The following is a 12,964-nucleotide window of genomic DNA, read 5'->3' as shown; positions in this document are numbered from 1 at the left end:
GCTGCCACAGAGCGTATCCAGCACGTCCGCGTTCCGCTGTCCGCGGGGGGCTGGTGTGACGTCCGCCGGTGAATGACGCCCAGGAGCGCCGGGCGACCGATCCGCGACTCACGGGGCGGCCTCCCCTCTGGCCCGGTCGTGTCCCGGTGGCCCGGGCTGCGTCGGAACGGCGGGGGTGGCCGGGGTGGCGGCGGCGGGAGCGGTGCCGGGAGCAGCCCCTGCCTGGAGCGCCTCGGCGACGGTGGCGGCGCTCCCCATCTGGGCGAGCACGGCAGGCGCCGAAGCCCCCACCGCAACGGCCGCGAACACCCCTGCCAGCTCGCCGTGGAGCAACCAGCCGGCTGCACCGCCCAGCACGATGCGGAAAAGCGCGGCGAGCGAATCCGCGGGCGGATCGATGTACGTGCCGAGGCGCGGTAACGCCTCGACGGCCACCCGCGCCGCATGCCGCGCCTGCTGCCACGCATGCAGTCGTCCGAAAGTGACGACGGCCTCGACCACCAGCCCGCCGCCGGCGCCGTACAGCGCGCCCTCAGCCCCCGAAAGCATCGGCCCCCCATCTCTTCTCCAGGGCGGGCTTCACGCCCCGCCGCGTCGTACCCGGTGAACCGTTTGGTGTCAGGCAAGCTACCGGGGCACTCCCGAATCCGACGGTCCGATAGCGAAACTCGGTCCTCCGTCGTTGAACGTGGCTGATTGTCATTGTCCGCCCAGCTCTTGTTCGCTGTGCGTCCAAAGGGTGTTGCAGAATGCTCGGTGGCGGCGTCGCTGGGTGATGGCTGACCTGCTGGTTCACCTGCCATGGCGAGGTTGTGCATGGTGGCGACGGCCTGGACGGCGTGATGGAGGCCGTCGCCCCTTTGGTGGCAGTCGCGGAGGATCTTCCGGTTCTTCATCACGGGCAAACGTGTGCTCGACGCGGGCACGCACGCGCCGGTGTTCAGCGTTGTCCGTCTCCTGGTGAAGAGGTCTGCGTTTCCAGCTGCGGCCCCCGCCGGCCAGGCGGTCCCGCGGGGGTGGCGATGCGTTGCGGCGGGAGCATGACGGTGTCAGGAGGATGTGGAACGGTCACTGGCCGCCAGGCGTTGGCGCTGATAGTGACGAGCCGCGCGGGCACGGTTTCCGCACGACGGCTTGCACCATTCCTGCCGTCCGTGGCTCTTGACGAAGTAACGCACACAGCGTGGCGCGGTGCAGGCACGCAGCTGTTCGCGCTGCGGGCCGCTCAGGAACTCGATGGCGGCGCGTGCCAGGGCCGCCATGAGTCGAGTATGCGGATCGCTCTCCGCTGGTAGCAGACGGGCCACGGGCGGCGTGCCTTGCCGTGGCCAGTCCAACTGGGGGATGACTGTCTCACGAGCGGCGACCGAGTTGAGGTGGGCCAACGCCTGGTCGGCCGGCATCAGTCGACGGGCGTCCGCCGGGCTGGGGGAAGCGGGGCTGACCGCCCGGGCGAACAGTGCCCGGACCGCCCGGCGCAGTTCGACGATCTCGATCCGTAGGCCGTCGTCCACTGCGATCTCCCCGACCAGGACCGCTTCGGCCAAGTGATCGGCCTGGGCCTGGATCCAGCGGGTCGTTCCCTGCGTCGTGGCGAGGTCGTCGGTGACGCCGCCGTCTCCGTCGTGGCGGATCGTGCTCGCGAGTTCCAGTGCCAACCAGCGCTCCATCGGCGCCTCCTTCCCTGTCTGATCGGCAACCACTTGATCACATTCCTTCGCACACTCTAGAGTGCCTAACGGTAAAACGAGAATTTCCATTAGAAGGTGGCGTGGGGTGACGAACCCGCGTCGGTGTGAACCGTGGCCGGAGCCGCCATGAGAGGACGAAGAATGACGGTGCTGCTTGCTCAGATCAGTGACCTGCACCTGGACGGCAGTGAGAGAGCCACCCGACGCGCCGAACGCGTCATGGACTACTTGCGGGCCCTCCCTCGCCCGGTCGATGCGGTCCTGGTCACCGGGGACATCGCCGATCACGGTGAGGAGGCGGAATACGAGCAGGCAGCCCGTATCCTGGCGGCCCCCTTCCCGGTGCTCACCTGCCCCGGCAACCACGACGTGCGTGCGGCGTACCGCAAGGCTCTGCTGGGAGAGGCGCCCGACCACGGGCCCGTCAACCGACTCCACGACATCGCCGGGACCGCCATCCTGATGTGCGACTCCACCATTCCCGGCCGTGACGAGGGGCGCCTCGACGGCCAGACGCTTGACTGGTTGGACACCACCCTTGCCGGCCTGCCACAGGACACTCCGGCACTGATCGCCTTTCACCAGCCGCCGGTCGAACTCCACCACCCGCTGCCCGACTCCGGGATGCTCCAGCAGCCCGGACAGCTGGCCGCTCTGCTGGAGGCACACCCACGGGTCGTCGCCGTGCTGACCGGACACGCCCACACGGCAGCTGTCTCGACCTTCGCCGCCCGCCCCCTGATCGTCGGTCCAGCTGTCACCTGGACCCTGCGCATGCCCTGGGAGGGCGATCGTCCCGCAGACCGGGACCAGCCGCCCGGCCTCGCATTCCACGTCCTGGGCGACGACCGGCGTCTGACCACCCACTACCGCGTCGTGCTCTGATTCCGCCCGCGCCATCCGGAGGCATCGTGGTCCACCCCTATGCCGTTCTCGGGTTTCTGGCGGCGGTCCTCCCCCTTGTCGCCACCCCCGGAGCCAGCTTGGCCCTTCTGGTCCGGCACGTCACTGAAGGTGGCCGCCACCAAGCCCTTCCCGTCATCCTCGGCACGGTCACCGGCCTGTACATCCACGCAACGATCGCCATCGGCGGCCTGTCGGCCCTGGTCATGCACTCCAGTCAGGCCTTCACCATCGTCAAGGTCATCGGCGCCGCATACCTCATCGGCCTGGGCGCATGGACGTGGCGTTCCGCCACGGCACCGGGACGCGCTCCCGCCCGCCTGCGTCTGCAGGTCCGATGGAACTCCGTCTACGCCGAGGCTCTGTTCGCCAACGTCCTCAACCCGAAGGCTGCCTCCATCTACTTGACCCTGGTTCCCCAGTTCATCGATGCCGATCACTCCTTCGACGGCCAGATCCTCGCCCTGGCCACCGTTCACGGGCTGCTGATCGCGCTCTGGCTCCTCGTCTGGAGCGTCCTTGTCCGGCGCGTCTCACTCACTCTGCAGAGACCCCGGTTCAAGCGTGCGGCTGCGAGGATCACAGCCGTGGTGTTTCTCGCCCTCGGGATGCGAACCGCCGCAGCGTAGGCCGGCAGCCTGCCCGGCGCCGGGCAGGCTGCCGCATGTCCACGCGTCAGCGGTATGCCGCGGACGTTCACCTGTACATGTCGAGAGTCATATGGGCACAGGTGTAGTTGGCGGCGTTCATGAGCGGGTGGGCGAGCGTGCGCAGGTCGTTCTCGTGGGGGAAGGGTCCGGGCAGGCGGCGGGTCTTCTCCCGGGCGGTGCGGTCTGCGAAGCGCAGGGTCAGGGTGAGTGCTCGGGCCGGCCTGGCCGCGGCGGCGCAGCTGTGCCGGGGCTGGACGACGAGGTCGAGGAGCGCGGCTCGGACGGCGGCGCCGTCGAGGGTGTGGCGGGTGCAGCGGTGGCGTACGGCAGCGGGAGCCGGCAGGGCGTCCCGCGTCTGCTCATGCGGAACGCCCTCCTCGATGAGCCAGTCCTCAGGTGTGCGTACCGACCTTCGGGTTCGCGGGATCGGAACGCATCATCGGCGGCGGGCTCGGGTTGTACCGATGCCGGCTCCGACAACGAGCAGCACGGGCAGCGGTGCCAACCATGCCTGCCTGGCCGACGAACCAGTCACGGTCATCACGATGCCGATCAGCAGGTAGACAGCGAGGAACGCTGCGACCAAGTTGCTCCACGGATGACCGCGAGTACTGTCTTCGATGTTCTCGATCCTGCGGCCGATCCTCATACTGACCTCCTGATGGCGCGTGGGCCTGGACAAGAGCTCGCCTGAGATGTCAGGAAAGCCGGGCTTCGGCGCTTCTACTCGTGAGGTAACCTGCCCGGCGAAACATCCCGCTGTCGACACAGACCCGGTCTCTGGTCCGGTCGCCGCCTCGCAGACGGCACCTACCACGTACCCTGCGGCGGGGCTCGCAGACGAGCGAGCAGCTGCTGTGAGGCTGGTCGTTCTCCGCCGGACGGGGACGGGAGCGGCTGGACGTCACGTTGGTGGAGCCCGAGTTGGTGGTCGAAGTCGGCTTCGACGTCGTCCACGACGCCACCGGCCGGTGGCGCCACCCCGCCCGCTGGCACCGCATCCGGGCCGAGATGCATCCAATGCAAGAGCCGAAGTGCGCAGAACCACGCTGACCGCGAGACGATGACGGTGGGTCAGCGGCGACTCCGGCTTCGCCGAGCTGGCTCTTCTCTGACAGAAGCATCACGATGCCTGTTCGCGTCAGCCAGGTCCAGGACCGAGATGGAGCGCAGCCAGCCGCGGCAGACGTCGACGCATCTGCTGAGCATCGCCGAAGTCGAACGGCTCGCCCATGCCCTCCTCGACCTCCTCTTCGGTCGAGGAACGAGCGTCGGCGTAGGCCTCCCATGCCTCCCAGAAGGCATCCGAGTCACCAGTCATTCGCTCGTATGCCCTGGACGCCACGAAGTTGAAGTCTTCGTCGAAGATGACGTCCTGGTCTCCAGCATCTGCTGCGGTACGTACAGCAGGATGCTCGGCCAGGGCGTCCGGGCAGGCAGCTGCCCGTTCGTACCACGCACGTCCGAGCGCCACGAGACCCGCCGTGAAGTCGCTGAACCGGTCATCGGAGCAGCCCCCACCGACGAGAAAGGCGGCTGCCCATACGTCCCAGCGGTAGACCGCGTCACGCAGACGGGAAAGGCAATGCTCGAAGGCAAGGATCTCTTTGGCGGGCAGCGCCGACAGATGATCGGCGACGGCGATGTCGAGCGGCTTGTCACTGTCCTTCGCGGTATCGACCACGTGCCAGAACGCTTTGGCGCAAAGGATTGGCTCCGACCACGAATACGTACCTGTTCCAGCCGCCCTGCCTCCCCTCTCCCCCACCGACGTGCCCGCCTGACGTCACCGCCGGGCTGACGGCGACGTGGAAAGAGGTCTGTGGACGGTCCGCGATCTCCGGGAGTGACACCAGCGGTTCCATGGCCGGCTTCGCGGCCCTCAACGCGAACCAGCGCCTGCTGGAGCAGGACCCGTACTGGCTGAACACGAACAGGCGCGCGGCGTGCTCCAGCGACAGCACGACCGTGAAGTGCACCATGACGGCGAAGAACCAGTGGCATCAGGTCGCTCACCCACCGCCGTGAACGGCCGCCTCGCCAACTCCTCCTCCTCGTCCTCGGCGTCCTCACATCCGGGGAAGGTGACCCGCACCGCCCCGGCCTGGCGCATGGCGGCATCCAGCGCGGCGAAGGCGCCGAGGCGGTCCTGGAGCGGGAATGTGGTCTCCAACACGCTGTCGCCGGACCCGATGGACCTCATTTCACCGGCTGCTTCGCCGTAGCAGACCCACGGGGCCTCGTGCAGGAAGCGGTCCAGGCGGACGAATTCCTCTCCCTGCTGCATCAGGGTGTCCTGGCCGAGACGGTCAAGGAGAATCGTGCCGTCCCTGTCCTCTGCCTTCGCCCACACGCCACCGAGCCGACCCGACCGTCCGCCATGGCTCCTGTCCGCTACCGGGTCGCGCTCACCGCCGGAGCCAACGCCGCCGTCGTCACCCCATGGATGGCTAGTCGCTGCCACTCCGAGTGGCTGCCTGCCGGCAGGTGGACGCCGGCCATGCCGCCGGACCCGCCCGTACGGTGGGATCCGGCGGCGGGGACCGCACGCCGTTGCCGGCGTCTTCCGCTCTGGCCTGCTCAACGCCCTACGGCCGCGACCCCGCGGATCCGTGCTCGGACAGGTACTCTTCCGCGCCCGGTATCCGATGCGCGTCCTCGGCGCCCACCAGGCCGCCCGGCGCGTCCGCGTCCGGCTTGAGCGTGTAGGCGGCGACGCTCGCCGGACGGTGCACGTCGGAGAAGTCCTGCGGGACGCCGAGACCGGTGTCCGCGTGACGTTGCGAGCGGTGTGCCTTCACGACGTCCTCGCGGGCGAGACTTCCCGCTGCACAGGCCTTCTTCAGGTCGGCGCCGAGCAGCTTGGCGGCGTTGTAGCCGGACAGCACGCCCGAGTCGACGGGGGAACCCGGGTACTTGTCCTGGTAGGTCATCACCATCCGCCGTACGCCTGGGAGTTGGGAGCTGACCGCGGGGGCGGAGCTGACCACGTGGAGCATCGCGGTCAGGGCCGGCGCGGCCGGGGTCTTCATCAGTTGCGGGGCGAAGCCCGGCGCGCTGCTGACAACGGGGACGCGCAGGCCGCGGGAGGCGGCGACACCGACGAGGGACGCGGTCTGCGCGGGTCCGGCGCTGATCAGGATCGCCTTCACCCCCTCCTTGCGCAGCGCCGAGACCTGGGCGGACAGGTCGGTGTCGGTGGCCTTGATCTTCTGTCCGACGACCTTCACGCCCGCCTTCCTCGCCGCCCAGGTGGAGCCCTCCAGGGCGTTGGCGCCGTAGTCGCCTTCGAAGTAGACGTGGCCGATGGTGTCACCCTTGCGCAGCTTCTTCGTGCGGGTGAGGAAGTCGACGGCGGCGATCATGTCGAGGTCGTAGGTGGTGCCGAGGACCTGGACGGAGTCCTTCCCGAGCAGGGAGGCGGCCCAGGCCTGCGGGAAGGTGAGCAGGTGGTCGCGTTGGACGTCGTCGAGCAGAGCGGCGACCACGGGTGAGCCGATGACCTGCGGCAGGGCGACGACGTCGGGAGAGATGTCGGCGTAGGCGGTGACCGCCTTCTGGACGTCGTAACCGTGGTCCTTGACGATGATCTCGACCTTGCGGCCGCAGATGCCGCCGGCCGCGTTGGTCTCGTCGGCCCACATCTGCTGGGCCTGGACGATGCTCTTGCCGAGGGTGGCGTAGGGGCCAGTCAGGTCGGTGAGGGCGCCCAGCCTGATGGTCCGGGCGGAGACCCCGGGGCCGGTGCGGACGCCGTCGGCGCCTTCGGTGGCGCTCTTGCCGCCGGCCTTGGCGCTGCATCCGGTGGCGGCGACCAGCAGGGCCAGGGCTCCGGCCGCGACGGCCGTGGTGACGCGGTGTCTGGGGTGCGGGGTGTTCACGGGGTCTGCTCCTCGGGTCGTACGGGGGCGATGGGGGGCGCGGGCGGGTGGCTGGGGGAATGTCCCGGCGCGCGCGTGGACGGATGAGCAGGGGGGTGGGCGTGCGGGCCGGGGCGGAGGCGGGCGCGCAGGCGGCGGGTGAGGCCGTGCAGGCCGTCGGGGGCGTGGAGCAGGACGACGACGATGGCGGCCCCGTAGAGGTAGCGGGCCGCTTCCGTCGGGCCGACCGCGCCGTCGGCGGAGCCCGGGGCGGCCACCAGGGGCAGCTGGTCGGCGTACCGGGTCAGCAGCAGGGGCAGCGCGGTGACGAAGAAGGCGCCCGCCGTGGCCCCGGCGACCGAGCCCAGGCCGCCGAGCACGATCATGGCGAGGTAGTCGACCGAGAGGGCGAGGGAGAAGTAGTCGGGGACGATGCGCCGGAAGGCCAGGGCCAGCAGGACGCCGGCCGTCCCTGCGTACATCGACGACACGACGAAGGCAGCCGCACGGTGGCGGGCCACGTCCACGCCCATCACGGAAGCCGCGATCTCGCTGTCCCGCAGCGCCGAGAGGGCCCGGCCGGGGCGGGAGCGCACCAGGCCCCGGCCGGTGAACCAGGTCAGCCCGAGCAGTGCCACGGCCAGGAACCACAGGCGCTCCTCGGCACCGAACGGCACGCCCAGCACAGTCAGTTCGGGCTCGTCCGCCGTGAAGCCGAAGCCGCCGAGACGCAGCGGTGGCACGGAGCGGCCGTTGAAGCCGCCGGTGACGGAGTCCGCGGTGAGCAGCACATGGTGGCCGAGGAAGACCAGGGCGAGCGTGGCCACGCCCAGGTAGATGCCGCGCACCCGGCCGGCGACGGGGCTGAACAGACCTCCCGCGAACCCTGCCAGCAGGACCGCGAGGACGGCGGCGACGGCCGTCGGGAGCCCCGGCCCCGGCTCTCCGGCCAGCCAGGTGTAGCCGTAGGCGCCGACCGCGAGGAAGAAGGCGTGGCCGAGGGAGAGCTGGCCGGCCGTGCCGCTGAGCAGTGACAGCCCGACGGCGCCGATGGCCGCGGCCACCGAGAACAGGCCGATGCGTAGCCAGAAGGCGTCCAGGTAGAACGGGGGAACACACAGGACCAGGGCGACCAGGAGCGTCCGGGCCGGCCCCGGCAGGCGGCGGTCAGACACGGGCCGCTCCCTTCGTACCGAACAGTCCGGTGGGCCTGACGAGCAACACCAGGACCATCACGGCGTAGGGGGCGACATCGCCGAACCCCTCGCCCAGCAGGCGCAGTTCCGACTGGTGACCGGCGACCAGCGCCTCCGTCAGCCCGATCAGCAGGCTGCCGGCGAGCGCGCCGGGCGGTGAGGCCATGCCGCCGAGGATGGCGGCCGGGAACGCCTTCAGCGCGATCTGACCGGTGGTCCGCTCCAGGCCCGGCGCGGGGAACGCGGCGAGGAACACCGCCGCCAGGGCGGCCAGCGCACCCGCCAGGCACCAGGCGAGCGTGCGCACCCGGGACAGGCGTACGCCCATGAGCGCCGCCGCCTCCAGGTCCTCCCCGGCGGCCCGCAGGGACAATCCCCAGCGGGTGTGGCGGAACAGGCCGAAGACGACGGCGATGGCCACTGCGGACACCGCGATCGCGGCGAGTCTGCTGTCGGCGACCGTCACCGGCCCGACCCTGGTCACCGCGTCACCCCAGGGATCGCCCAGCGACAGCAGGTCTCCCCCGATGCGCCGGGACAGGTCGGTGAGCAGCACGATGTCGACACCGATCGTGACGATGGTCTGGACGTGCGCGGTGTGCGGGTCGGGATCTCCGCGTCGCAGCAGCAGCCGGTCGAGCAGTCCGGCCAGGACGGCGGTGGCGAGGACGCCCACCGCGAGGGCTCCGGCGAAGCCGATGTCGTCGTGCAGCACGGCGGTGAGGTAGCCGCCGAGGAGGAGCAGCGAGCCGTGGGCGAAGTTCAGGACGCCCGACGCCTTGAAGATGACGACGAAGCCGAGTGCGACCAGGGCGTAGACCGCGCCGAGGGCGAGTCCGCCGAGCAGGTCGTCGAGAAGACCGGTCACGCGGCTCCCTCCTGTGGCGTGCCGAGGTAGGCGCGCAGCACCTCGGGATCGCGGCGGACCTCGTCCGGTGTGCCGCGGGCGATACGACGGCCGAAGTCGAGGACCGTCACCTCGTCGGCGAGGCGCATCACCAGGCCCATGTCGTGTTCCACCAGCAGGACGGACAGGTCGAGTTCGGCACGGATCCGCCCGATCACCTCGGCGGTGCGGGCGCGTTCGGCGGCGTTCATGCCGGCCACCGGCTCGTCCAGCAGGAGCACGCGCGGCTCCAGGCACAGGGCGCGGGCCAGCTCCACGCGCTTGCGGTCGCCGTACGGCAGCAGGCCCACCGGGCTGTCGAAGTGCGCGCCCAGGCCGGTCAGTTCGGCGATACGCCGGGCGTGGGAGAGGTGTGTGCGCTCCTCGCGCACCGCCCACGGCAGACGCAGGGCGCTCGCGAGGAAACCGGCCCGCGCGTGGAGGTGCCGGCCGAGCATCAGGTTGTCGGCGACCGTGCCCGCGGTGGTGACGATGTTCTGGAACGTGCGGGCCATGCCGAGCCGGGCGATGCGGTGCGGGGCGAGCCTGGTCAGGTCCGTGTCGCCGAGCCGGACCGTGCCGCCGGCGGGGCGGGTGAGGCCGGACAGCACGTTGAAGCACGTGGACTTGCCCGCGCCGTTGGGCCCGATGAGGGCGTGGACTGTGCGGGGGCTGACGGTGAAGGAGACGCCGTCCAGGGCGGTCAGACCGGCGAACCGGACCGTGACGTCCCGCACGCTCAGAACGGGGACGGTCATGCGGCCCCCTCCTCTCCCAGGTAGAGACGGCGCACCGCGTCCGTGCCGGCGAGTGCGGCGGCGGAGCCGGACAGCCGCACCTCGCCGGTCTCCAGGACGTGGGCGTGGTCGGCGAGGGACAGGGCCATGCCGGCGTTCTGCTCCACCAGCAGTACGGCGGTGCCCTGGGCGTGGATCTCGCGGACCACCTCGGCGATCCGGTCCACCATGAGCGGGGCGAGGCCGAGCGACGGCTCGTCCAGCAGGAGCAGACGCGGGGCCGCCATGAGGGCACGGCCGATGGCCAGCATCTGCTGCTCGCCGCCGGACAGCAGCCCGGCGGCTTGCCGGCGGCGTTCGGCCAGCCTCGGGAACAGGGTGAACACGCGGTCGCGGGCCTCCGCCACCTGTGCGGCGCCGCGGCGGCTGAGACCGAGGCCGCCGCTGCGCAGGTTCTCGTCGACGGTGAGGCCGGTGAAGACCCGCCGCCCCTCGGGCACCTGCACCACCCCGGCCCGTACGGCGGCTACGGGGTCGCGGCCGTCGAGGACGGTGCCGCCGTAGCGGACGCGGCCGGCGCTGATCGCGCCCCGGTGCAGGCGGAGAGTGCCCGACAGGGCGCGCAGCAGCGTGGTCTTCCCGGCGCCGTTGGCCCCGAGCAACGCGACCACACTGTCGTGCGGCACGGTCAGGGAAACGTCGCGCAGAGCGGAGACGGCACGCCCGTACGTCACGTCCACATGCTCGACGCTCAGGGCGGGCAAGTCGTCCGGTGGTGCTTCGGGCATCGCGGCTCCTCTGAACCGGGTCGGCGTACGGCCCGGGCTGGGTGCTCGGGACTGGGAGGAAGCTCACGAGACCACGGGTGGCCGAAGCGGGGACAGGCACGGGGGCACGGTCGGTGCGGCGGCCCAACGAGCACACCGGGGAGCTGTGCGGGTGCCCAGTGGTCCGGGTGGGGGCGGGCTGTGCTGAGCTGGTGAGTGGTCCGGAGGGTGGCCGGGTGGAGCACACGGGGGGGTCGGGCCGGGCGGAACTGTGCGGGAGCCCGAGGGCGGCTGTCGACGGTGGACTCGCTGGGCGGTCAGGAGGTCGGCTGCGGGGGGCCGGGCCGGCGAGCGGGGCATGGGTTGGCTCTCCGGGTACAGGCGGTCTTTCGGGGAGAATTCGCCTCCGGGCGGGGCTCGTCTCCGGGCGGGAAGTGGCCTTTCGGGCAGGGCGGCGGAGCCTGGGGACGGTGCCGACGGCGTGCCAGGCGCGCGCGGGGCGGCGGACGGAGCCACGGGCGCATTTGCAGGCGGCGCGGGTCCGGTGGGCGGCCGGTTGGCTACTGGTCCCAGTGGGGTTCGCGGGGCCGCCGGGCTGGGCGGAGCCGCACGGGTCCGGCACGGGAGCCGGGGCAGCCGGTTGGCTACTGGTCCGAGCGGGGTACGCGGGGCCGCCGGGCTGGGCGGAGCCGCACGGGAGCCGGGGGCTGACGGTTGGCTACTGGTCCCAGCGGGGTACGCGGGGCCGCCGGGCTGGACGGAGCCGCATGGGAGCCGGGGGCTGACGGTTGGCTACTGGTCCCAGCGGGGTACGCGGGGCGGCCGCGGTGGACGGAGCCGCACGGGAGCCGGGAGCTGACGGTTGGCTACTGGCCCCAGCGGGGTACGCGGGGCGGCCGGGCTTGGGCGGAGCCGGAGGTGGCCGACGACGGTGGAGTCGCTCGGCCGTCAGGAGGTCGGCCGTTGAGGGACGAGCCGACGGGCGGTCAGGGCCAGGGCGATCTCGATCAGGTCGGCGGGGCGGGACAGGGAACGGCCGGTCAGCTGCTCGTAGCGGCGCAGGCGGTTCAGCACGGTGTTGCGGTGGCAGTACAGCCTTCTGCTCGCCCGCTGGGCGGAGCCGTCGCAGGCCAGCCAGGCGGCCAGCGTGTCGAGCAGCACGTCCGCGTCGGCCGGTTCCAGCCGTGCGAGCGGGCCGAACGCGCGCTCGACGAGGAGACCTGCGAGTTCCGGGCAGGACACCACGAGCGCCTCGGGGAGATGGTCGGCGAGCCGTACCGTGCCGCCCGCGTCATCGCACAGCCGCAGGGCGGTGTCCGCCAGCCGGCGCGCCTCGCCGGCCCCGGCCAGTCCGTCGAAGGGCAGGCCGATCCCGACGCGCAGCCCGTGCGGCGGCTGGTCCGGCACCGGCACGACGCCGTCCTCGGCCAGGACGATGCCGTGGTCCGTCTCCGGACCGGTGTGCCAGTGGGCCCGCACGCTCGGGGGCAACAGCGCCCGTACGGCCTCGGCGGACCGCTCGCCCGCGACCGCGACGACGACGTAACGCCCCTGCTCGGGCAGACCGAGGGCCTGCGCGGTCTCCGGCAGGTCGGCGATGCGGCCGGTACCGTCCAGCAGCGCGGCGGCCAGCAGCCGCACCCGGTTCTCGCGCCGCCACGCGAGTCGCCGTTCGGTCTGCCGGTAGGCGTCCGCGACGAGCGTGCAGTGTTCGTCGACGAAGTCCCAGACGTCGCCGGCCACATGCACCAGCAGCCGTACGTCCTCCGGGGCGGTGCGGGAGGTGACGTCGACCAGTTCCTGCCACACCAGCGAGCCGCCCAGCCGGAAGGCGTGCAGCAACGCGTCCAGGGGCAGCCCCTGTTCGGCACGGCCGACGCCGATGCGCCAGGAGCAGCGGTGTGCGGCGTCGCGGGTGCCGCGCGGGTCGAGCAGCGAGGAGACGCTGTGCCGCAACGAGCGGTGCACCTCCTGCCAGACATCGGGGTGGTCGTCTTCCAGCGCGGCCCGGTAGGCCGGTTCCCGTTCCCGGAGGGCGGAGACCAACCGGTCGGTGAGACCGGGCAGGTCGTCCAGCAGCGCCCGGGCGGCGCGGTGCAGCACCCGCAGGGCCTCGGCGTCGATCAGCGACCGGGGGTGTGGTGCGCGCGGCCGGGACGCCGGCTGGGGCGCCGGGCGGAACGCGGGTCGTGGCCGTACGGCAGGACGCATGGAAGTCTCCCCCAGGGTCGGCTGACGCGTCGTGCTCCGAAGAATGACATACCGTCCGGTCGG

The 12,964-nt window shown here is 71.6% G+C and carries 14 protein-coding genes and 1 pseudogene; 3 read left to right on the top strand and 12 right to left on the bottom strand.

The genetic code is table 11. The annotated features are described in order from the left end of the window. Positions 1-108 precede the first annotated feature (108 nt). The 3 genes and pseudogenes from C3492_RS13475 to C3492_RS13465 all read right to left on the bottom strand — a co-directional run bounded on the left by C3492_RS13475 (position 109) and on the right by C3492_RS13465 (position 1,670). Positions 109-549: a hypothetical protein gene (locus C3492_RS13475; RefSeq protein ID WP_103811974.1), complete on the bottom strand. Its 441-nt coding sequence runs from the start codon at positions 547-549 to the stop codon at positions 109-111. Positions 550-794: 245 nt separating this feature from the next. After that, a pseudogene (locus C3492_RS45690) lies at positions 795-939 on the bottom strand (transposase); the annotation flags it as partial. 110 nt (positions 940-1,049) lie between these two features. Next, positions 1,050-1,670 (bottom strand): ABATE domain-containing protein, encoded by a 621-nt coding sequence (locus tag C3492_RS13465; protein ID WP_103812038.1) that lies wholly within the window; start codon positions 1,668-1,670, stop codon positions 1,050-1,052. 162 nt (positions 1,671-1,832) lie between these two features. Between C3492_RS13465 and C3492_RS13460 the strand changes: the two genes are divergently transcribed. Further along, positions 1,833-2,576 carry a phosphodiesterase gene (locus C3492_RS13460; RefSeq protein ID WP_103811973.1) on the top strand — a complete coding sequence of 248 codons (744 nt, stop codon included), beginning with the start codon at positions 1,833-1,835 and terminating at the stop codon, positions 2,574-2,576. A gap of 26 nt (positions 2,577-2,602) precedes the next feature. Continuing rightward, on the top strand, positions 2,603-3,223 hold the full coding sequence (locus C3492_RS13455; protein ID WP_103811972.1) for a LysE family translocator: 621 nt from the start codon (positions 2,603-2,605) through the stop codon (positions 3,221-3,223). A 67-nt stretch (positions 3,224-3,290) separates the two neighbouring features. On the opposite strand, the gene C3492_RS46885 is transcribed toward C3492_RS13455, so the two are convergent. From C3492_RS46885 to C3492_RS13440, 3 genes are all read right to left on the bottom strand, one after another. Next, positions 3,291-3,587 carry a hypothetical protein gene (locus C3492_RS46885; RefSeq protein WP_374938343.1) on the bottom strand — a complete coding sequence of 99 codons (297 nt, stop codon included), beginning with the start codon at positions 3,585-3,587 and terminating at the stop codon, positions 3,291-3,293. Positions 3,588-3,680: 93 nt separating this feature from the next. Continuing rightward, the gene (locus tag C3492_RS13450; protein WP_103811971.1) at positions 3,681-3,893 is read right to left on the bottom strand and encodes a hypothetical protein; all 213 of its coding nucleotides are present in this window, start codon (positions 3,891-3,893) and stop codon (positions 3,681-3,683) included. 492 nt (positions 3,894-4,385) lie between these two features. Then, on the bottom strand, positions 4,386-4,955 hold the full coding sequence (locus C3492_RS13440; protein WP_103812036.1) for a DUF4240 domain-containing protein: 570 nt from the start codon (positions 4,953-4,955) through the stop codon (positions 4,386-4,388). A 152-nt stretch (positions 4,956-5,107) separates the two neighbouring features. On the opposite strand from C3492_RS13440, the gene C3492_RS44610 reads away from it, so the two are divergent. Then, the gene (locus C3492_RS44610) at positions 5,108-5,272 is read left to right on the top strand and encodes a hypothetical protein (protein ID WP_181140346.1); all 165 of its coding nucleotides are present in this window, start codon (positions 5,108-5,110) and stop codon (positions 5,270-5,272) included. Between the two features lie 560 nt (positions 5,273-5,832). Here C3492_RS44610 and C3492_RS13430 read toward each other — a convergent pair. The 6 genes from C3492_RS13430 to C3492_RS13405 form a co-directional block, all read right to left on the bottom strand. After that, the gene (locus C3492_RS13430) at positions 5,833-7,125 is read right to left on the bottom strand and encodes an ABC transporter substrate-binding protein (RefSeq protein ID WP_103811970.1); all 1,293 of its coding nucleotides are present in this window, start codon (positions 7,123-7,125) and stop codon (positions 5,833-5,835) included. Beyond that, on the bottom strand, positions 7,122-8,279 hold the full coding sequence (locus tag C3492_RS13425) for a branched-chain amino acid ABC transporter permease (protein WP_103811969.1): 1,158 nt from the start codon (positions 8,277-8,279) through the stop codon (positions 7,122-7,124). Before C3492_RS13425 ends, C3492_RS13430 begins: the two co-directional genes overlap by 4 nt. Then, on the bottom strand, positions 8,272-9,168 hold the full coding sequence (locus C3492_RS13420; RefSeq protein WP_103811968.1) for a branched-chain amino acid ABC transporter permease: 897 nt from the start codon (positions 9,166-9,168) through the stop codon (positions 8,272-8,274). The genes C3492_RS13425 and C3492_RS13420 overlap by 8 nt, the downstream gene beginning before the upstream one ends. Next, positions 9,165-9,944: an ABC transporter ATP-binding protein gene (locus C3492_RS13415; RefSeq protein ID WP_103811967.1), complete on the bottom strand. Its 780-nt coding sequence runs from the start codon at positions 9,942-9,944 to the stop codon at positions 9,165-9,167. The genes C3492_RS13420 and C3492_RS13415 overlap by 4 nt, the downstream gene beginning before the upstream one ends. After that, complete coding sequence (locus C3492_RS13410) at positions 9,941-10,711, bottom strand: ABC transporter ATP-binding protein (RefSeq protein ID WP_103811966.1); 771 nt, start codon at positions 10,709-10,711, stop codon at positions 9,941-9,943. The genes C3492_RS13415 and C3492_RS13410 overlap by 4 nt, the downstream gene beginning before the upstream one ends. 927 nt (positions 10,712-11,638) lie before the next feature. Then, complete coding sequence (locus tag C3492_RS13405; protein WP_103811965.1) at positions 11,639-12,901, bottom strand: CdaR family transcriptional regulator; 1,263 nt, start codon at positions 12,899-12,901, stop codon at positions 11,639-11,641. Positions 12,902-12,964 lie beyond the last annotated feature (63 nt).

The organism is Streptomyces sp. Ru62, assembly GCF_002920615.1.
Classification (GTDB): Bacteria; Actinomycetota; Actinomycetes; order Streptomycetales; family Streptomycetaceae; genus Streptomyces.
The sequence above is the reverse complement of the archived record's forward strand: the minus strand, read 5'-3'. Positions and strand labels throughout refer to the sequence as shown.